A 21,346-nucleotide genomic window follows, 5' to 3' on the forward strand; every position below is an offset into this window, starting at 1 on the left:
AATGATTTGGTTTATTATGAATCAATCAGTGAAAAGTGCTTTTTGTATTGAAAACTGAAGAATATTTAAAAAAGTAGATTTATTTGATATTTCTAGTAAAATCTGGAGGTTCATTTAAATCTACTTTGTATTTTAGCATCAACAATGAAGGGAATAAAAAGACATATAACAGAACTAAAGCAAGCAGTAAATGCGTTGCTTAATTCTTTATACCCAGTTAACAGAACCAACACTACATTGGTTTATATTCCTGTACGCCGCCGTGAGCGCCGCCGCCCCTAGTGGGTGCATATTTTTAGGGAACTTAGGTGAGTCCGGTTCCAACTTTCGATTCAAATTACAATTTCACTTTTTTCTAACTTCCAATTCAATTGAATATGGAAATTATTATTGCTAACAAATCCCATGCGGGATATGCACAATATATTTGCGACACCATCGCAGAATCTGCAAAAGTACGCGGCACCGGAATCGCCAAACGTACACCTGAATATGTCATTACCAAGATGGAAAACGGTAATGCAGTGATCGCCCTTGACGGTGAGAAATTTGCCGGCTTTTGCTACATCGAGGCTTGGGGCCACGGTAAGTTTGTTGCTAATTCAGGACTTATAGTACATCCGGATTATAGAGGCAGCGGACTCGCGCGCCAGATCAAAGAAGCGATCTTTAATCACTCCAGAGCTAAATATCCTGATGCTAAAGTATTTGGGATCACTACCGGTCTTGCCGTGATGAAGATCAATTCAGACTTAGGATATCGCCCTGTGACCTTCTCAGAACTTACAGACGATCCTACCTTTTGGAAAGGTTGTCAAACCTGCAGAAACTACGACATTCTTCAACGTACTGAGCAAAAAATGTGTTTGTGCACAGGAATGCTTTATGATCCTGAAAAAGAAGAAAAGAAAAAGCAGGAAATTGAAGAGAAAATCAATCAACGAGTTCGTGAGAAAGAGGAGGTAAATCCTAAAGCATTTACCCGCTTAAAAAGCATCAAAGAACACTTGTTTTTGAAAAAAGATAAAAAAAAAGACGAATAAAAACCTTAAGCTCACTTACCGAGCGTTTTCAGAATAAATAAAATAAAATGAAAAAATTAGTTCTCGCCTACAGCGGCGGATTAGATACCAGTTATTGTGCAAAATACCTTTCAGAAGAAAAAGGATTTGAAGTTCACGCGGTAAGCATTAATACCGGTGGTTTTACGCAAGAAGAGATTGACGAAATCGAATCTAAAGCCTTAAAGATCGGGGCAAAATCCTACAAAAATGTACAAGCAGTAGACCGCTTTTATGACAAAGTAGTTAAGTATTTGATCTATGGAAATGTTTTGAAAAACAATACCTATCCGCTTTCGGTAAGTGCAGAACGTATCATTCAGGCGGTTGAGATCATCAATTATGCAAAATCTATTGGTGCAGAATACGTAGCTCACGGAAGCACTGGTGCAGGAAACGATCAGGTGCGTTTTGATATGATCTTTCAAACTTTGGCACCTGAGATCGAGATCATCACACCAATTAGAGATTTAAAACTGTCGCGTCAGGAGGAGATCGATTATTTAAAAAGTCACGGGGTTGAGATGTCTTGGGAAAAAGCACAGTATTCAATAAACCGTGGATTATGGGGGACTTCTGTTGGCGGAAGTGAAACTTTGACTTCACACCAAGGTTTGCCGGAGTCGGCTTTTCCTTCTCAGGTAGAAAAGTCTGAAGCAGAAAAAGTAACCTTGACTTTTGAGAAGGGCGAACTCACCGCTGTAAATGGTCAATCTGGATCTCCTGTAGAGAATATCGAAGCTTTACAAAAACTTGCGGCTCCGTTTGGTATCGGTCGCGATATTCACGTGGGTGATACGATTATCGGGATCAAAGGTCGTGTAGGTTTTGAAGCTGCTGCACCTGTGATTATTTTAAAAGCGCATCATTTGTTAGAGAAGCACACGCTTACAAAATGGCAAATGCAGCACAAAGATTATTTATCTAATTTCTATGGAATGCACCTGCACGAGGGACAATATCTTGATCCCGCTATGCGCAACTTGGAAGCATTTTTAACCGATAGTCAAAAGAATGTTTCAGGTGAAGTGTATGTGACGCTTCAACCATATCGATTCACATTAGAAGGAATAAAGTCTGATCACGACTTGATGAATGCTTCGTTTGGTGCGTATGGTGAGATGAATAAAGGCTGGACGGCAGATGATGCTAAAGGCTTTATCAAAATCACCGGGAACCAAAACAAGATTTACAACCACGTAAACGGAGACTCATGATCAAAGCAGGAATAATTGGCGGTGCCGGTTATACGGCAGGAGAGTTGATCAGAATTTTACTGAATCATAAGTATGTTGATCTAAGTTTTGTTTTCAGTACTTCAAATGCCGGAAATCTTTTGAGCGATGTGCATCAGGACCTTTTAGGAAGTACTGATATTCGTTTTGCTGATACGGTTGATTTTAATGTTGATGTGGTTTTCTTGTGTTTAGGACACGGAAATTCAACTGCATTTTTAGATAAAAATGTGTTTTCTGAAGAAACCATCATTATTGATTTAAGTAATGATTTTAGGCTAAAACCAGACGCTGAGTTTCAAGGAAGAGAATTCATTTATGGCCTTCCGGAGCTGAATAAAGACGAAATCAAACAAGCGGGTTCTATTGCCAATCCGGGATGTTTTGCAACTGCGATCCAGTTGGCATTACTTCCGTTAGCAGATTCAAAAAATATAACTTCAGACATTCATATCAATGCGGTTACCGGGGCTACCGGAGCGGGAACGTCACTTTCGGCAACGACGCATTACACTTGGAGAGATAATAACTTCTCATATTACAAGCCGTTTACCCATCAACATATGGGTGAGATTAATCAGTCGGTTAAAAGTTTGCAAAGCGGATTTGATAAGGAGATTTTCTTTCTTCCAAATCGAGGGAATTTCTCTCGTGGAATTTTCGCAACTGCGTACACCAAATTTGAAGGTGATCTGGAAGCTATTAAAAAAATCTATACCGATTTTTATGCAGAAGCGCCATTTACCTTTGTTTCCGATTCGGATATTCATATGAAGCAGGTGGTGAACACCAATAAATGTTTGATTCACCTGCACAAGCATGAAAATCAATTATTGATCACCAGTTGTATTGATAACCTTTTAAAAGGAGCTTCAGGACAGGCGGTAGAGAATATGAACTTGATTTTCGGCCTACCACAAACTGAAGGCTTGAATTTAAAAGGAAGTTATTTCTAAGCCTTTAGAGAGGCATTTAAAAGATTTCCGCCTGAAGTTTATCCTGAGCGATAGTCGAAGGGCGGAAATGAAAAAACTAATTAATTATGAAAATAGCAATCATAGGTACAGGTAATCTAGGGCTTTCTATAGCTAAGGGTTTGATTACCAATAATGCGATCACCTCGTTATATATGACGCGTCGTAATCCTGCGGGAATTGAGTCGTACGCCGAATATAAAAATGTGTTTGTGACTTCAGATAACGTGGAGGCGGTTCAAAAATCTGATATTTTGATTTTTGCAGTGCAACCCGCACAACTGGCAAATATTTTACACGATATCAAAAATGAATTGACTGATAAGCACGTGTTGATCTCCACCATTACGGGTTATCAAATTTCGCAGATAGAAGATATTGTGGGTACAGACCAATTCATCATACGCGCGATGCCGAATACAGCGATTGCTGTGGGTGCATCGATGACGTGCTTGGCAAGTAACGAGAAAGGAATGAAGCGCATTAAGATCGCCGAAGCTATTTTCAATAGATTAGGGAACAGCTTGATCATTCCTGAAAAGCAAATGCAAGCAGCAACGGTAGTTTGCGCCAGCGGAATCGCATTCTGGATGCGCTTAATTCGCGCAACAACACAGGCAGCGATTCAGTTAGGTTTTGATGCTAAAGAAGCACAAGAATTAGCGATGCACACCTGTAACGGTGCTTCCAAATTATTGATCGATTCCGGAAACCATCCAGAAGAAGAGATCGATCGTGTAACCACGCCAAAAGGTTGTACCATAGAAGGCTTGAACGAGATGGAGCACAAAGGCTTGAGTTCGTCGTTGATTCAAGGGATGGTTGCATCTTTCAATAAAATTAATGTTATAAAAACAGACCAGAAATAATGAGTTTATTTGATGTTTATCCACTTTATGATGTGACACCCATTAAAGCTCAGGATGTCTGGGTTTATGATGCTGCACCTACTAAATATTTAGATTTATATGGTGGTCACGCGGTGATCTCCATAGGTCACGCACATCCTAAATATGTTGAAAATCTTACCAAGCAATTGGGCGATATCGGCTTTTATAGCAATGCGGTTAAAAACCCATTACAGGAAGCTTTAGGCGAAAAATTACCGCTTCAGGCTAATTGTCCCGGCTATCAATTGTTTATGTGTAGCAGTGGGGCTGAGGCTAATGAGAATGCGTTGAAAATGGCATCTTTCGTCACCGGAAGAAAAAAAGTAGTCGCTTTTCATAACAGTTTCCACGGAAGAACTTCTGCAGCCGTAGCCGCGACCGATAATCCTAAGATTGTCGCACCAATTAACGCACAGCAAGAAGTTGAATTTTTACCCTTAGGAGATTTGGACGCTTTAGCTGCAGTTTTAGCAAAAGGTGATGTTTGTGCGGTAATCGTGGAGTTTATTCAAGGTGTTGGTGGTTTAGATATCAGCACTGCTGAATTTTATGAAGGCGTTGATAAACTATGCAAGGAAACCGGAACCTGCCTTATTGCAGACGAAGTTCAGGCAGGTTTTGGTCGTACCGGCAAATTCTTTGCTTTTCAAGAATACAACGTAGAGCCTGAATTGATCTCAATGGCTAAAGGAATGGGGAACGGATTTCCGGTTGGAGGAATTCTAATTCACCCTTCGATCAAAGCAGAATACGGAATGCTGGGAACCACCTTTGGTGGAAATCACTTAGCGTGTACCGCAGCCTTGACTGTTCTTGAAGTTTTAGAAGAAGAAGATTTGATGGCGCACGCGTTACGCGTTTCAGATCATTTTAAAGCAAAAACTACTGAAATTCCGCAGATCAAAGCGGTAAAAGGGCGCGGTTTGATGCTGGGAATCGAATTTGATTTTGATACGGCAGCCTTACGCAAAAAGCTGATTTACGATCAGCATATTTTTACAGGAAGTGCAAAAAACAAAAACTTGATACGTATTCTTCCACCATTGACGGTTCAGAACGAGCATATCGATCAGTTTTTTGAAGCGCTTAAAATAGAATTAAACAACTTATAATAAACATAAATCTAGCAGAGATTTCGGCTGCTAACTAACACCTTGACAGGAATCAACTAATGAAAAAATACACCGGTTTAGACGACATTACAGATCTACAGGAATTAATCGCCGAAGCACGCGCGTTAAAAGCAAATCCATATGCATATGAACATTTAGGAAAGCGCAAGCGCTTGGTGATGCTGTTTTTCAACTCGAGTTTGCGCACGCGTCTAAGTACAGAAAAAGCAGCAAGCAATTTAGGAATGGATGTTACGGTGATGAACTTTAACAGCGACGCTTGGAAGTTAGAATTTGAAGACGGTACTGTGATGAATGCAGACACCTCTGAGCATGTGAAAGAAGCGGCAAAAGTGATCTCGCAATACGGAGATGTGATTGCGGTACGTGCTTTCCCAACCTTGACTGATAAAGCCAAAGACGAGTCAGAATACGTGATCTCTAATTTTGTAAAATACGCCACAGTACCGGTGGTAAATATGGAAAGTGCAACGGCACACCCGTTACAAGCTTTGGCAGATGCTATTACGATCACAGAACTTTCTCAAAAGAAAAAGCCAAAAGTGGTACTGAGCTGGGCGCCACACCCTAAAGCATTACCACATGCGGTGGCTAATTCCTTTATCGGGATGATGCAAAAAATGGATGTAGAACTTACCGTTACGCATCCTAAAGGTTATGAACTGAGCGATGCTACGATGAAGGATACTCCTGTGGTTTATGATCAGGATGAGGCCTTAAAAGATGCAGATTTTGTTTATGTCAAAAACTGGAGTAATTATGAGGATTACGGTAAAGTTTTAGCAACTGTAGATTCGCACAGCAGTTGGACGATCACCGATGAAAAACTGGGTGATGCCAAATTTATGCATTGTTTGCCGGTACGTCGCAATGTGATCGTTGCAGACGAAGTTTTAGACGGAACACAATCTGTAGTGATCGAGCAGGCAAACAACCGTACGTTTTCTGCGCAGGTGGTTTTGAAGAAGATATTGGAAAACCTGAATTAAAAGCCGAAAATGAAAAAGCTAAACATCGTCAAAGTAGGCGGAAACATTATTGAGAAAGAAGAAGATCTTCAATCTTTTTTAGATGCTTTTGCAGCGCTTCCGGAGCCGAAGATTTTAGTGCACGGTGGCGGAAAGCTAGCGAGTCAGCTGGCTGAACGATTGGCAATTCCGGTGAATATGGTGAATGGTCGTAGAATTACCGATGCGGAAACGGTTGAAGTGATCACAATGGTTTACGGCGGAAAAGTGAATAAAAGCATTGTCGCCGGTTTGCAAGCCAGAAACTGTAATGCGATAGGATTTTCGGGAGCAGACGGGAATACGATCTTGTCTGTAAAAAGACCTGTCAAGGAAATCGATTTTGGTTTTGTGGGTGACGTGGTAGCGGTAGATTCAGAGATGATCGATAAGCTTTTGAGTATTGGTGTTACTCCGGCATTTTGTGCGATAACACACGACGGAAACGGGCAATTATTCAATACCAATGCAGATACGATCGCGTGTGAATTGGCACGCGGACTTTCAGCAAACTATGAAGTTACGTTGAATTATTGCTTCGAAAAGAACGGTGTTTTACTCGATATTAACGACGATACTTCAGTAGTAAAAGATATCGATTCAGCGAAATATGCTGAATTGTTAGAAGAAAAAATTATAGCAGACGGAATGCTTCCGAAGATGGAAAACTGTTTTTACGCTTTAAAAGGTGGTGTGCAGCAAGTACGTTTAGGAAAGCCCGAAATGCTACACCATAAAGATGCTAATTTTACAACTTTAAGACTGTAATGAATAGAGATCAACTTACACAGGAAGCCATTGAGCTACTTAAAAAATTGATCGCAACCCAATCTTTTTCTTCCGAAGAAGAAGGTACCGCTGCGATAATTGAAGCTTGGTTTAATGCGCACGATATTCCTTTTAAAAGGCAGGCCAATAATATCTGGGCAACCAATAAAGACTTTCAAGAAGGCAAAACTACATTGCTGCTTAACAGCCATCACGACACGGTGCAGCCTAATAATGGGTATACACGCGATCCGTACAGTCCCGATATAGAAGATGGTAAATTGTATGGTTTAGGGAGTAATGATGCAGGCGGATGTTTAGTTTCGTTAATCGCAACCTTCACTTATTTCTACGCGCAGGAAAATCCAAAATACAATTTGGTTATTGTGGCCAGTGGTGAAGAAGAAAGCAGTGGTCCCAATGGTTTGAATAGTATGCTTAAGGTGATTCCGCCGGTTGATGTTGCAATCGTGGGTGAACCTACCTTAATGAATCTCGCAGTTGCTGAAAAAGGTCTTGTGGTGTTTGACGCCAAAGTGAAAGGAACGCCTTCCCACGCAGCGCATCCTAACGATAACAACGCGATTTACAATTGTATTGAAGTTTTAGAATGGTTTAAGAATTTCAAATTTGAAAAATCTTCAGATGCGTTGGGCGATGTAAAAATGACCGTTACACAGATCAAAGGAGGGAAGCAGCATAATGCGGTTCCGGCTGATGTGGAATTGGTTGTTGACGTGCGCGTGAATGATGCGTATTCCAATAAGGAAATAGCCGATTTACTTCAGCAAAAAGCGCCGTGCGACGAGATCATTCCGCGTAGTTTGCGATTGAATTCTTCTTCAATTCCTGTAGATCACGATTTGGTTAAAGCCGGCATTGCGCTAGGAAGAAGCACTTACGGTTCGCCAACACTTAGTGATCAGGCGGTGTTGAGTTGTCCTTCGCTTAAATTGGGTCCCGGAGACAGTACGCGCTCGCACAGTGCTAACGAATTTATCTATGTAAATGAAATCGAAGAAGGAATCGAAATTTATATAGATTTGCTGGAAAGTATACTTTAAGATTTCCGCCTTCGCGGAATAATTAGATTCCCTATTTCTAGGGAATGAAAACACACGAAATATGAAACTTTGGGACAAAGGTGCCGATATAGATACCAAGATCATCGACTTTACGGTGGGTAATGACCGTGAGATCGATGTGCATATTGCAAAATATGATGTGCAAGCAACACGCGCACATGTAAAAATGCTGAACAAAATAGGCATTCTCACCGATGAGGAATTGAAAAGTTTGCTTCCGCAGCTTGATATTTTAGAAGCGCATACACAAAATCCGGACTTCTTTATAGAACCCGAATATGAAGACATTCATTCTAAACTAGAGGCAGAATTAACCCTTATTCTTGGCGATACCGGGAAAAAAGTACACACGGCACGCTCGCGTAACGATCAGGTTTTGGTGGCGCTTCAGTTGTATTACAAAGAACAATTGCAGCAAATTAAAGCACGCACGGTTTCTTTATTTGAAACCTTAATGAATCTTGGTGAAACGCATAAAGATAAGTTGTTGCCGGGTTATACGCATTTACAGGTCGCAATGCCTAGCAGTTTTGGACTTTGGTTTTCAGCGTATGCCGAATTATTGATCGACGATGTAATATTGATCAATGCGACTCAGGATATTGTTGACCAAAACCCACTGGGTTCTGCGGCAGGTTACGGAAGTTCGTTTCCTATAGATCGCCAGATGACGACCAAAGAATTGGGTTTTGCCACAATGAAATATAACGTGGTTGCAGCGCAAATGGCGCGCGGTAAAAGCGAGCGTACACTGGCTTCGACCTTAGGAAGTTTAGCCAACACACTGTCTCGTTTGGCGATGGATGTGTGCCTGTATATGAGCCAGAATTTTGGCTTTGTGAGTTTCCCGGAGCATCTGACTACGGGAAGCAGTATTATGCCGCATAAAAAGAATCCTGATGTTTTTGAGTTGATTCGAGGGAAGTGTAATAAGATTCAATCCTTAAGTACCGAAATGGTCTTAATCACTAATAATTTGCCCAGCGGGTATCATAGAGATTATCAGTTGTTGAAAGAAAATACAATAAGCGCGGTTGAGACCATCAAGGATATTTTAGAGATCTTTGATTATGCGATTGGTCAGGTGATCGTTAAAGAAATTGACCTGAACGATGAGAAGTATAAATACCTGTTTACTGTTGATAGCATTAACGATCTGGTAGTAGAAGGTAAATCGTTTAGAGAGGCTTATCAACAAATAGGAGGGCAGGTACAAGATGGGACGTACAAGCCGGAAGCCGGAAAAAATCATACCCACATAGGGAGCATTCATAATCCGGGATTTGCCGAAATCAAGGCTAAAATGCGCAAAGTTTCCACAGCCTTAGATATCAAATAGCATAGCGTAAGCTTTTAAGCTAAAAAGTGGCATAAAGTTATTTTTATGCCACTTTTTTTATGAGATCACTTTAAGTTTTGATTAAATGCTAAGAAAATGATTTTTCTTAAAACTTTTCGTTTACAATTTTTGGTGGTTTGCTAAGTCTTCTGTTAATTTTGTCTCGTCTTAATTCAAAGGACTTATGAAGTTTCTTTTTTCATTTATTGTATTCCTTGCTGGCTTTGTGCAGCTTTCAGGTAGTTCTTACCTGCCGGCTGATTCGGCAATGCAATCCAATGCTTTTGAAGAAACCTACAACAATGACTTGAATCAACCACATTTTGACGTGGTTCACAGTCAAAACTTAGAATTAAGAATCGCAGAATTTGAAATTGAAGAAAGCGATCGTTCAATTTCTAAAGCAAGCCAAAGCCTTGCAACCGCAACCCTCGCTACACAGACATCTGTTCCAAGATGTTTTTACTTTAAATACAAACATTTAAAAACTAAGGCGCGTTCTTCTTTAAGCGCTTCAGTAAAGCCATACCTTTTATTCCAGGTATTTAGACTTTGATTTAAACTTTTAAGCCCACATTGTTTGGGCTAAATCTGTTTCAGTTTTTTGGTGCCTCACACTTAGCCAAGAAGCCGAGACATTCCTATGTTTTCTCCGTTCGGGAAAAGCTTTTAAATCCATTTAATTTTTTAAAGTAAAATTCACATCACATGAAAAAGATTCTCATGATGTTGGGCTTGGGGACTATGTTGTTCCACGTAAGCTGCAAGTCAGAACACCACGAAAAGGAAGAAGAAACTACCTTTTATGTTACTAATCCTATGCGAAAGGATACTGTAATTACAAAAGATTACGTTGCCCAGATTCACTCAAGCCGTCATATTGAATTACGTGCTCAGGAGCGCGGGTATCTTCAGAAAATATTTGTTGACGAAGGTCAAGCCGTAAAAAAAGGACAGCTTCTTTTTCAAATTATGCCGAAGCTCTATGAAGCAGAAATGCAAAAGGCAAAAGCCGAAGCACAATTTGCCAATATTGAATACCAAAACACTAAAAAACTCGCCGATAGCAATGTGGTTGCGCCTAACGAACTGGCTATGGCTAAAGCCAAGTTAGAAAAGGCCAATGCAGAGCTTGCACTATCGCAAGTACATCTTGAATTTACTCAGATACGAGCACCATTTGACGGGATCGTTGACCGCTTTCACGTGCGCTTAGGTAGTCTCGTAGATGAGGGCGAATTGCTCACCAATCTTTCTGACAACAACATAATGTGGGTGTACTACAATGTTCCTGAAGCGGAATATCTTGATTATAAAGCTGCGCTGAAAGATGCTACAAAACCAGAAGTTGAATTGCTTATGGCAAACAACAAATACTTTGGTCACAAAGGTATTGTAGAAACCATTGAAGCCGACTTCAATAACGAAACGGGTAATATTCCTTTTAGAGCTACTTTCCCTAACCCTGACGCACTACTACGTCACGGAGAAACCGGTAATGTACACGTTACTATTCCTTTAGAAAATGCGCTTTTAATTCCACAGAAAGCAACTTTTGAAGTTCTTGACAAGAAGTATTGCTATGTGATTGATGACGAAGGCGTCGTTCACTCTAGACAAATTACCATCGCTGAAGAAATGCCGCACTTGTATGCTGTGAGCGATGGTCTGAGCACCGATGATAAAATTCTTCTTGAAGGATTACGATTGGTAAGAGAGAATGATAAAGTAGAATATGAAGTAGAAGATCCTAGTGAAGCGATGGCTGAATTAGCTCTTTACGCTGAGTAAGCGCTTCTTCTAAAAAAGAAAATAATGTTTAGTAGATTTATTCACAGACCCGTATTTGCGATAGTAATTTCGATTATTATCGTGTTTATAGGTTCGCTCGCGATCAAGCAGCTGCCTATATCACAGTTCCCGCAAATCGCGCCTACCACGGTAAATATTTTTATCGCGTATCCCGGTGCGAGTGCAGATGTATTAGTAAAATCAACCTTAGTAACCTTAGAGAATTCGATTAACGGCGTTCAAGGAATGCGTTACATGGCTACCGATGCTACCAGTGCAGGTGAGGCCACGCTTAGAATCATTTTTGAACCCGGTACAGATCCTAACCAAGCTGTGGTGAGGGTCAAGACCAGGGTTGACCAGGTGATGCCCCTCTTGCCCGAATTGGTTCAGCGAGAAGGGGTAGTGATTACACCCATACAGCCTAGTATGTTGATGTATGTGAACCTGTATTCTAAGGAAAAAAGTATGGATGAAAAATTTCTGTACAACTATGCTAACGTAAAAATGATTCCTGAGATCAACCGTCTAAAAGGGGTTGCACGTTCTCAAATTTTAGGAAGCCGTAGATACGCAATGCGTGTTTGGTTAAATCCAGATCGTATGCGTGCTTATGATGTCTCGGTTGATGAAGTGATGGAAGCGATGCAGGAGCAAAGTATCGTGGGACGTCCCGGACGCTTGGGACGAAGTTCTGGTATAGAAGCACAATCTTTAGAATATGTGTTGACCTATAAAGGTCGGTACAACGAGCCTGAGCAATATGAGAATATCATTATTAGAGCCAATTCTGAAGGTGAAAGTATTCGCCTGAAAGATATTGGTAAAGTAGAGTTAGGAAGTGATTTTTTTGATATCTACTCCAACTTAGATGGTCACCCTTCTGCGGCGATCGTATTGAAGCAAAACTACGGAAGTAACGCAAGTGACGTTATTGATGAGGTAAAGGAAAAACTTGAAGAAATGCGCGCTGATTTCCCTCCGGGAATGGATTATAAAATCAGTTATGATGTTTCTAAATTCTTAGATTCTTCTATAGAACAGGTAATAGACACCTTACGTGATGCCTTTATTTTAGTAGCACTAGTAGTATTTATATTCTTAGGAGACTGGCGCTCCACGTTAATCCCTATCATCGCAGTGCCGGTCTCTTTAATTGGGGCGTTCTTTGTCATTCAGTTTTTTGGGATCTCGATAAACATGGTGACGCTGTTTGCGCTTGTACTGGCTATTGGTATTGTTGTGGATGATGCGATTGTTGTCGTCGAGGCGGTGCACGCCAAGTTTGAAGAGCATCCGCATATATCGCCGTATCTCGCCGTTAAACAAGTTTTGGGTGAAATAAGTGGAGCGATTATAGCGATAACCGGTGTAATGGTTTCGGTATTCTTACCTATATCATTTATGTCTGGTCCCGTAGGAACCTTCTATAGACAGTTCTCGATTACTATGGCGAGTTCCATTGTGATTTCAGCATTGATCGCGTTGACGCTGACACCGGTATTGTGTGCAATGCTGTTGAAAAATAACCACGGAAAAGAGAAGAAGCGTAATCTCTTTACGCGTGCGCTGGATAAATTCAACAGTGGTTTTGATAACCTCACCGGTAAATACGTTGCAGTACTGAAGCGTATCGTGAGTAGAAGATGGTTAACCTTCGGAATTTTGATTGCTTTCTGTATTGGTATTTTCTTAGAAAGTCAAGTGCTTCCGTCAGGGTTTATTCCTAGTGAGGATCAAGGTACGATCTATGCGATCATTCAAACACCTCCGGGAGCAACATTAGAGCGAACCAATAAAGTTTCGCTTGAACTTCAGAAAATCGCTGAAGAAGTTGACGGGATCGAGTCGGTTTCTTCGCTTGCAGGTTATGAGATTATGACCGAAGGTCGTGGTTCTAACGCAGGTACGTGTTTGATCAACTTAAAACCTTGGTCTGAGCGTGAGCACGATGTTACCGAAATTATGGAAGAGCTTGAGGAGAAATCAAAAGGGCTAGGTGCCATAATTGAATTCTTTGAACCGCCTGCCATCCCTGGTTTTGGTTCTTCTGGTGGTTTCTCAATGCGTTTGCTAGATGAAAATACGGAGACCGATTATCAAGATTTTGATAAGGTGAACCAAGAGTTTGTAGATCATTTAAAAGAGCGTAAAGAGCTCACCGGTGTATTTACCTTCTTTGCGGCAAACTATCCTCAGTACGAGCTAGAATTTAATAATGATCTTGCGATGCAAAAAGGTGTTTCTATAGGGAAAGCTATGGAAAACCTGAACATTATGATAGGTAGTACCTACGAGCAAGGTTTTATCAAGTTTGGTCGCTTCTTTAAAGTGTATGTGCAGTCTGATCCTAAATTCAGAAGATTACCGTCTGATGTGCTCAATATGTTTGTGAAGAATGAGGATGGCGAAATGGTTCCGTATTCGGCATTTATGACGTTGAAGAAAACACAGGGGCCTAACGAGGTAACGCGTTTCAATATGTATAATTCTGCGGCAATACGCGGTCTACCGGCTCCCGGATATACCACAGCAGACGCGATTGAAGCAATTCGTGAAGTAGCAGCGACAACCTTACCCAAAGGATATGACATTGGCTGGGAAGGTCTTTCATATGACGAGGCTAACCGCGGTAATGAGTCTGTTTATATTTTCTTGATCGTTCTGGTTTTTGTGTACTTTGTTTTAGCTGCACAGTACGAATCTTTTATCATTCCGTTATCGGTAGTGTTCTCGCTTCCGGTTGGGGTGTTTGGTTCGTTTATGGTGCTTAAAATGATGGGACTACAAAATGACATTTATGCCCAAATTGGTCTCATAATGTTAGTAGGTCTTCTGGGTAAAAACGCCGTGCTTATTGTAGAATTTGCAGTATTAAAACGCTCTCAGGGCGCCACGATACTCGATGCTGCGATAGAAGGTGCAAAGGTGCGTTTCAGACCTATTTTAATGACTTCGTTTGCCTTCATCGCCGGTTTGATTCCGTTGCTATTGGCATCAGGAGCAGGAGCGATTGGTAACCATACGATTGGAGCTTCGGCATTAGGCGGAATGTTATTCGGTACCATTTTCGGGGTGATTATCGTACCCGGATTGTACTTCATTTTTGGCTCTCTCGCAGACGGAAGAAAATTAATTAGAGACGAAGAAGACGGTTCTTTAACCGAAGGCTTTGTACACGAAATAGATAGTTTTTCAAATTCAGAAGAAGATGATCAAGAAGATAAATAAAATGCAATTTTTATATACCGTAATGGTGCTGTTCATACTGGCATTTTCTGCCTGTAAAGCACCAGGTTTAGCAGAGCGGGAGGTCGATTTAAAAGACCTCCCTCAAAGCTATACCAACTATGCGGTGACTGATACGACCAACACTGCTTTGATACACTGGAAGGAGTATTTTACAGATCCTTATTTAACCGTGCTTATAGATTCTGCTCTGGCAAATAACCAAGAGTTAAATATTATGCTGCAAGAAATTGCTATTTCAAAAGCAGAGATCAAAGCAAAAAAAGGTGAGTATTTACCCTTTGTAGGCTTTGGCGCCGGTGCCGAAACCGAAAAAGTTGGTAGATATACAAGTCAGGGAGCTAATGATGCCAACACAGATATACGACCGGGAGAAGAATTCCCGGAACCGTTACCTAATTATGATTTCGGACTCAAAGCGACTTGGGAATTGGATATCTGGAAGAAGTTACGCAACGCAAAAAAAGCAGCCGTTTTTAATTATTTATCGAGCGTAGAAGGTCGAAATTTTATGGTTACGCAGTTGGTAGGCGAGATCGCTGAAAACTACTACGAACTTTTAGCACTCGATAATCAGTTAGAAATTTTAAACCGAAATATTGAGATTCAGAATAATGCGTATCGAATCGTACGACTTCAAAAGGAAGCTGCACGTGCCACAGGTCTTGCAGTGAGTAAATTTGAAGCAGAAGTATTGCACACTAAAAGTTTGCAATTTGATATTCAGCAACGCATTGTAGAAGCTCAAAACCGAATCAATTTTCTGGTGGGTCGCTTTCCGCAGCACGTTGCCCGCAGGTCTCAAGATCTGATGGCAATGAAACCTGGGGTTATTCAGTCTGGAGTCCCCGCGCAACTCTTAGAGAATCGTACCGATATCAAGCAAGCCGAATTAGCGCTTGAAGCGGCTAAGCTTAATGTAAAAGTGGCAAAAGCACGTTTTTATCCTTCGCTAGGCATTTCAGCCGGAGTAGGTTTTGAAGCGTTCAACCCCAAGTATTTGCTAGACACTCCGGAGTCTTTATTGTACTCGATTGCCGGAGAGTTGACAGCGCCTTTGATCAATAGAAACGAGATCAAAGCAGCGTACGCAGGTGCTAATGCAAAACAAATTCAGGCGGTTTATGATTATGAGCAAACCGTGTTGAATGCGTATATAGAAGTGGCTAACCAACTAGCGAAGGTTGATAATTTAGAACAGAGTTTTGCGCTGAAGTCGCAAGAAGTAGATGCATTAAATCGTTCGGTGAATATTTCAGGGCAGTTGTTCTCTTCGGCAAGAGCTGATTATATGGAAGTTTTAATGACGCAGCGCGATGCGTTAGAATCTAATTTTGATTTAGTGGAAACTAAAATGGCTCAAATGAATGCCTATGTGCATATGTACCAGGCGCTAGGTGGCGGCTGGAACTAGTTTTTAGTTAGTGTTGAGGTTGTTTGCATCGCTTCTTTTGATATCGGAAGCATGCAAACTAGAAACCGCCCGGTGGTGATGTCCCGGGCGGTTTTTTATTGAAATCAATTAAGACACAAAATATCGTTTTGGAAGTGGTTGTTTAAAAAAGTTTGAGAATTACATTTAAAATTTTTCTACATTAGTCTGTAGCAACCTCAAACAACCTGATATGTTATTCGTCTATATCCTCATTGGAATTTTAGTTTTAATCGCTATTCTGCATTTGACCGCCAAAAAGCAATACGTAGTAAAGCGCGATATCAACATTCAAAAACCAGCAGATAAAGTTTTTGAATATTTAAAGTATTTAAAAAATCAAGATCATTGGTCGCCTTGGAGCCGAAAGGATCCAGATATGAAGAAAGTCTATGAAGGGGTAGATGGTACTGTGGGCTTCGTTTCTAAATGGGATGGAAATAAAGAAGTAGGAAGCGGCGAACAAGAGATTACAGGGATTATTCCCGGTAAACGTATAGAAAGTCAGTTGCGCTTTATTAAACCTATGAAAAGTACCAGCGATGCGTGGTTAGCGGTAAGCACACCTAATCCCGGGATCACTAACGTTGCTTGGGGTTTTAGCGGAAAGAATAAGTTTCCCTTTACAGTAATGACGCATTTTATGAGTATGGATAAAATGGTAGGCAAAGACTTTGAAGCCGGACTCAAAAATGTCAAGGAAATTCTCGAGGATAATTAGGAATCTGACACTGAACAAAAAAAGCGACCCAACAGGTCGCTTTTTTTTTGGCACCGCCAAAGGGTATGAAATTCCTAAGGTTTAGGTAGATACTAAAAATCTGTTTCCCACGAAACACTTAAGATTCGCCTTGGTAAGATATATTCTAAAATCTCAGATCTATAATCTAATGTCTACTGTCTAAAATCTATTTCTAGATAATCGTGCTTTGTCCCGCGTGAATATTTCTAAAATTACGATTAGAATCTTCGGGATGTGTGATGTAGTCAGCGATAAAGTCACCCACTTTGGTTGTGCTATATGGCTTTTTAGGATTGATATCGCCAGTAGTGATCCCTAATTCTAATGACTTTTCTACTGCTTTTTCTATAGCATCTGCTTCTTTGTGAAGATCCAAATGGCGTAACATCATTGCTGCAGAAAGAATAGAAGCCAGTGGGTTAGCAATATTTTTGCCGGTTGCTTGTGGGAAAGAACCGTGAATAGGTTCAAACATTCCAACTGTACTTCCTACAGAAGCAGAAGCCAAAAGCCCAATAGAACCACCAATTACCGATGCTTCATCAGAAATGATATCTCCAAAAAGATTTTCGGTTAAGATCACATCAAACTGACTCGGATTTAAGATCATTTGCATTGCTGCATTATCCACAAACAAAAAGTCGAGTTCTACATCATCATATTCTTTAGCGATCTCGGTAACGGTTTTACGCCATAACCGCGAAGTTTCTAACACGTTTGCCTTGTCTACAAGCGTCAATTTTTTTCTTCGGTTTTGCGCTTCTTTAAAGGCTAGATGCGCAATACGCGTGATTTCTTCAACAGAGTAGGAGCAACCATCGCTTGCTACTTGTCCGTCTTCGCTTAATTCTTTTGATCCAAAGTAAATTCCACCGGTAAGTTCGCGATAGATAGAAATATCAGTCCCGCTGATGATCTCTTTTTTCAACGGAGAATTTTCGATCAAGCGCTCGTAAGCTTTTACCGGTCTGATGTTACAGAATAGACCAAGCGACTTACGCAGCTTTAATAAACCTTGTTCAGGTCTAACTTTTGCTGAAGGATCGTTGTCGTATTTAGGATGACCAATGGCACCAAAAAGTACCGCGTCACTTTCTTGACACAACTTGATCGTATCTTCAGGAAGTGGGTCTCCCGTCTCATCAATAGCGCAAGCACCTACCAGGGCCTTATTAAATTTAAATGTATGATTGTAAACGTCTGCGATTGCATCAAGCGCTTTGACGGCTTGCTCAGTGACCTCAGGGCCAATACCGTCTCCTGCCAAAAGTGCTATATTAAATTTCATAAGTGCTACTTTATCATTTATTAGTTAGAAGCTGCGTTCAAGCTCAAAAGCTTCGATTTTATCTTTTTTACTGATCAAGAAATCAATGTCATCATAGCCATTGATCATACAAACCTTTTTATACGGATCGATCTCAAACTCGAGTTCGCCCGCAGGGGTACTCAATAATTGGTTTTCTAGATCGATGGTGAGTTTGGTTTCCGGTTTTTCAGCAACAAGTGCTAAAAGTTCTTTTAAATATTCCGGAGTTACCTGAATAGGAAGAATACCGTTATTAAGCGCGTTTCCTTTAAAAATATCTGCAAAGAAACTGCTGATCACTACTTTAAAACCATATCCTGCAATCGCCCAGGCGGCGTGTTCTCTACTAGAACCACAACCAAAGTTATCTCCGGCAACTAAAATAGGACCGCTGTACGTAGGATCGTTCAAAACAAAATCCTCATTTACTTCACCGTTTTGTTTAAATCTCCAATCTCTAAAAACATTATCGCCAAAGCCTTTTTTGTCGGTAGATTTTAAGAAGCGCGCAGGTATGATCTGATCAGTATCTATATTTTCAATAGGTAACGGAACAGCGGTATCGGTAAGTTTTGTAAACTTTTCCATCTAGTTTAATTGTTTTGTAATGTCTGTAATTTTTCCGGCAACGGCGGTGGCGGCAGCCATTAGCGGACTCGCTAAAATCGTACGAGCGCCTTGTCCTTGGCGTCCTTCAAAGTTTCGGTTTGATGTCGAAACGCAATATTCACCTTCCGGAATTTTATCATCGTTCATCGCTAAACAAGCAGAACAACCGGGCTGTCTCAATGCAAATCCGGCTTCAGTAAAGACCTTATCAAGTCCTTCTTCAACAAGTTGTTTAGCAACTTGCTGAGATCCCGGAACCAACCAGGCGTTTACATTTGGTGCTTTTTGTTTTCCTTTTACAAAATCTGCCGCAATGCGGAAATCTTCAATACGTGAATTGGTACAACTACCAATAAATACATAATTGATAGGTTTATCAATAAGGCTTTCTCCCTTTTTAAAGTTCATATAAGCGAGTGCCTTATCTAGATTTACATCCTCTTTATCTGGAATGGTTCCAGTAACTTTAATTCCCATTCCCGGGTTTGTACCGTAAGTAACCATTGGCTCGATGTCTTCTGCATCAAACGAGTATTCTTTATCAAAAACCGCATCAGCATCTGTAGGAAGCGTTTTCCAGTAGGCCAATTTTTCTTCCCATTCTGCACTTTCCGGAGCGAACTCACGCCCTTGAACGTAGTCAAAAGTAGTCTGGTCTGGAGCGATCATTCCGCCTCGCGCACCCATTTCGATACTCATATTACAAACCGTCATACGGCCTTCCATAGACATTTCTTCAAAGACATTTCCTGCATATTCACAGAAATATCCGGTACCAGCGTTAGTACCAATTTTTGAGATCACATAAAGAATTACATCTTTAGGAAGCACGTTAGGTTTTAATTTTCCGTTTACGTTTACCCGCAGACTTTTCGGCTTCGTCAATAATAAACACTGACTCGCAAAAACCTGAGCAACCTGGCTGGTACCAATACCAAAAGCGATCGTACCAAATGCACCGTGAGTAGAAGTATGGCTATCCCCACAAACCATCGTCATTCCCGGTTGTGTGATTCCTAATTCGGGAGCCATCACGTGTACGATTCCGTTGTATTTGTGACCAAGACCATAAAGCGTGATCCCATGTTTTTCACAGTTTTCTGAAAGTTGTTTCAGCTGATTTCTTGATAATACATCACGCACCGGCAAATGTTGATCTACTGTTGGTGTGTTGTGATCTGCAGTTGCCACGATCTGATCAGGGCGTGCTACGGGGATGCCGCGTTCTTCTAATTCTGAAAAAGCTTGCGGGCTGGTTACCTCGTGAATAAGGTGTTTGTCAATATAAAGTACTTGTGGGCCATTAGGCACCGTGTCTACCACGTGTGCATCCCAGACTTTATCAAATAGGGTTTTTCCTGCCATTGTATTGTAATTGGTTCCTGAGAACACTTAGATTATATGAAAAAATAAGGATTCTAATTCAAGAATCCTTATTTAATAGTTTAATTTATAATGTGTTATGCTTCGACTTGCATCTGAATTTTTGCTTCTTTCATGATTTCATGAATGTCTTCATCGTGAATTTCTTTCTGCTTGTCGGCAAATTTAAGAAAGACCTCATAAACATCATCTAACTGAAGCTTGGTTAATTCGTAGCCTACTTTTTTAGAACGATACGCTAAAGCTGCGCGACCGCTACGTGCAGTAAGAATGATTGCACTTTCGGTAACACCAACTTCTTCTGGATCCATAATTTCGTAAGTCTCGCGGTTTTTGATCACACCGTCTTGGTGAATCCCTGAGCTGTGAGCAAAAGCATTAGAGCCGACAACTGCTTTGTTAGGTTGTACCGGCATTCCCATTTTGTCACTTACCATTTTGCTGGTATCCCAAAGTAGACGAGAATTGATGTTAGTATCTAAACCTAAGTCCGGATGTTGACGTAAGATCATCACGACTTCTTCAAGAGCGGTATTTCCGGCACGTTCGCCAATACCGTTTATAGTACATTCTATCTGTCGCGCACCATTAACCACACCGGCAATAGAGTTGGCAGTTGCAAGGCCCAGATCGTTATGACAGTGGCAAGATAGAATGGCTTTGTCAATACCTTTTACGTTTTCCATAAGGTATTTCATTTTTGCTCCGTATTCTTCGGGTAAGCAGTATCCTGTAGTATCAGGAATATTAAGGACCGTAGCACCTGCTTTTACAGCAGCTTCACATACACGTGCCAGATACTCATTGTCTGTACGGCCAGCGTCTTCAGCATAAAACTCTACATCTTCTACAAAGGTTTTTGCATAAGCCACAGCATCGTAAGCACGTTTAATAATGTCCTCACGATTTGATTTGAACTTGTATTTAATGTGCGAGTCGCTGGTGCCAATTCCTGTGTGAATACGTGGCTTTACAGCATGTTTTAGAGCTTCAGCAGCTACTTCAATATCTTTTTTAACGGCACGGGTAAGACCGCATACCGTTGCGTTTTTTACCAAACGCGAAATTTCTTCAACAGATTTAAAATCACCGGGGCTAGAGATAGGGAAACCGGCCTCAATAACATCAACACCCAGCAGGTCGAGACGTTCTGCAATAATTAGCTTTTGTTGGGTGTCTAATTTACAGCCTGGGACTTGCTCCCCGTCTCGTAGTGTTGTGTCAAAAATTTGGACTTTGTTATCGGTCATAGTGCTTTTTTTCTCAATTTAAGTGTGAATATATATATTGGTAGTACTTTTGAGGTTACCAAAGCAAAATAACCTACGATGTTTAAGCA

The 21,346-nt window shown here is 40.9% G+C and carries 18 protein-coding genes; 14 read left to right on the forward strand and 4 right to left on the reverse strand.

The annotated features are described in order from the left end of the window. Nucleotides 1-377 precede the first annotated feature (377 nt). The 14 genes from LDL79_RS14395 to LDL79_RS14460 all read left to right on the forward strand — a co-directional run bounded on the left by LDL79_RS14395 (nucleotide 378) and on the right by LDL79_RS14460 (nucleotide 16,685). Nucleotides 378-1,043 carry a GNAT family N-acetyltransferase gene (locus tag LDL79_RS14395; RefSeq protein WP_225598208.1) on the forward strand — a complete coding sequence of 222 codons (666 nt, stop codon included), beginning with the start codon at nucleotides 378-380 and terminating at the stop codon, nucleotides 1,041-1,043. 47 nt (nucleotides 1,044-1,090) lie between these two features. Then, nucleotides 1,091-2,278: an argininosuccinate synthase gene (argG, locus tag LDL79_RS14400; RefSeq protein WP_225598209.1), complete on the forward strand. Its 1,188-nt coding sequence runs from the start codon at nucleotides 1,091-1,093 to the stop codon at nucleotides 2,276-2,278. Continuing rightward, nucleotides 2,275-3,252, forward strand: coding sequence for an N-acetyl-gamma-glutamyl-phosphate reductase (gene argC / locus LDL79_RS14405; RefSeq protein WP_225598210.1), 978 nt, complete (start codon nucleotides 2,275-2,277; stop codon nucleotides 3,250-3,252). Before argG ends, argC begins: the two co-directional genes overlap by 4 nt. 86 nt (nucleotides 3,253-3,338) lie before the next feature. Then, complete coding sequence (proC, locus tag LDL79_RS14410; protein WP_225598211.1) at nucleotides 3,339-4,139, forward strand: pyrroline-5-carboxylate reductase; 801 nt, start codon at nucleotides 3,339-3,341, stop codon at nucleotides 4,137-4,139. After that, on the forward strand, nucleotides 4,139-5,272 hold the full coding sequence (locus LDL79_RS14415; RefSeq protein ID WP_225598212.1) for an aspartate aminotransferase family protein: 1,134 nt from the start codon (nucleotides 4,139-4,141) through the stop codon (nucleotides 5,270-5,272). The genes proC and LDL79_RS14415 overlap by 1 nt, the downstream gene beginning before the upstream one ends. Before the next feature lie 59 nt (nucleotides 5,273-5,331). Then, nucleotides 5,332-6,282 (forward strand): N-acetylornithine carbamoyltransferase, encoded by a 951-nt coding sequence (locus tag LDL79_RS14420; protein WP_225598213.1) that lies wholly within the window; start codon nucleotides 5,332-5,334, stop codon nucleotides 6,280-6,282. Between the two features lie 9 nt (nucleotides 6,283-6,291). Next, complete coding sequence (gene argB, locus LDL79_RS14425) at nucleotides 6,292-7,068, forward strand: acetylglutamate kinase (RefSeq protein WP_225598214.1); 777 nt, start codon at nucleotides 6,292-6,294, stop codon at nucleotides 7,066-7,068. Next, nucleotides 7,068-8,132, forward strand: coding sequence for a M20 family metallo-hydrolase (locus LDL79_RS14430; protein WP_225598215.1), 1,065 nt, complete (start codon nucleotides 7,068-7,070; stop codon nucleotides 8,130-8,132). Before argB ends, LDL79_RS14430 begins: the two co-directional genes overlap by 1 nt. Nucleotides 8,133-8,193: 61 nt before the next feature. Then, on the forward strand, nucleotides 8,194-9,492 hold the full coding sequence (gene argH, locus LDL79_RS14435; RefSeq protein ID WP_225598216.1) for an argininosuccinate lyase: 1,299 nt from the start codon (nucleotides 8,194-8,196) through the stop codon (nucleotides 9,490-9,492). A 184-nt stretch (nucleotides 9,493-9,676) separates the two neighbouring features. Next, nucleotides 9,677-10,048: a hypothetical protein gene (locus LDL79_RS14440; protein ID WP_225598217.1), complete on the forward strand. Its 372-nt coding sequence runs from the start codon at nucleotides 9,677-9,679 to the stop codon at nucleotides 10,046-10,048. 152 nt (nucleotides 10,049-10,200) lie between these two features. Further along, complete coding sequence (locus LDL79_RS14445) at nucleotides 10,201-11,283, forward strand: efflux RND transporter periplasmic adaptor subunit (protein ID WP_167597312.1); 1,083 nt, start codon at nucleotides 10,201-10,203, stop codon at nucleotides 11,281-11,283. A 24-nt stretch (nucleotides 11,284-11,307) separates the two neighbouring features. Beyond that, complete coding sequence (locus LDL79_RS14450) at nucleotides 11,308-14,514, forward strand: efflux RND transporter permease subunit (protein ID WP_225598218.1); 3,207 nt, start codon at nucleotides 11,308-11,310, stop codon at nucleotides 14,512-14,514. After that, nucleotides 14,495-15,946 (forward strand): TolC family protein, encoded by a 1,452-nt coding sequence (locus LDL79_RS14455; RefSeq protein WP_225598219.1) that lies wholly within the window; start codon nucleotides 14,495-14,497, stop codon nucleotides 15,944-15,946. The genes LDL79_RS14450 and LDL79_RS14455 overlap by 20 nt, the downstream gene beginning before the upstream one ends. 211 nt (nucleotides 15,947-16,157) lie before the next feature. Continuing rightward, nucleotides 16,158-16,685 carry an SRPBCC family protein gene (locus LDL79_RS14460; protein WP_225598220.1) on the forward strand — a complete coding sequence of 176 codons (528 nt, stop codon included), beginning with the start codon at nucleotides 16,158-16,160 and terminating at the stop codon, nucleotides 16,683-16,685. A 193-nt stretch (nucleotides 16,686-16,878) separates the two neighbouring features. Here LDL79_RS14460 and leuB read toward each other — a convergent pair whose 3' ends face one another. From leuB to LDL79_RS14480, 4 genes are all read right to left on the reverse strand, one after another. After that, on the reverse strand, nucleotides 16,879-17,994 hold the full coding sequence (gene leuB / locus LDL79_RS14465) for a 3-isopropylmalate dehydrogenase (RefSeq protein ID WP_225598221.1): 1,116 nt from the start codon (nucleotides 17,992-17,994) through the stop codon (nucleotides 16,879-16,881). A gap of 24 nt (nucleotides 17,995-18,018) precedes the next feature. Beyond that, nucleotides 18,019-18,603 (reverse strand): 3-isopropylmalate dehydratase small subunit, encoded by a 585-nt coding sequence (gene leuD, locus LDL79_RS14470; RefSeq protein ID WP_225598222.1) that lies wholly within the window; start codon nucleotides 18,601-18,603, stop codon nucleotides 18,019-18,021. Beyond that, entirely contained in the window at nucleotides 18,604-19,989 is a 1,386-nt protein-coding gene (leuC, locus tag LDL79_RS14475; protein WP_167597306.1) for a 3-isopropylmalate dehydratase large subunit, read from the reverse strand. Between the two features lie 95 nt (nucleotides 19,990-20,084). After that, on the reverse strand, nucleotides 20,085-21,257 hold the full coding sequence (locus LDL79_RS14480; protein WP_225598223.1) for a 2-isopropylmalate synthase: 1,173 nt from the start codon (nucleotides 21,255-21,257) through the stop codon (nucleotides 20,085-20,087). Nucleotides 21,258-21,346: the final 89 nt, after the last annotated feature.

Origin of the sequence: Leeuwenhoekiella palythoae (assembly GCF_020310025.1) — a bacterium.
Taxonomy (GTDB): domain Bacteria; phylum Bacteroidota; class Bacteroidia; order Flavobacteriales; family Flavobacteriaceae; genus Leeuwenhoekiella; species Leeuwenhoekiella palythoae.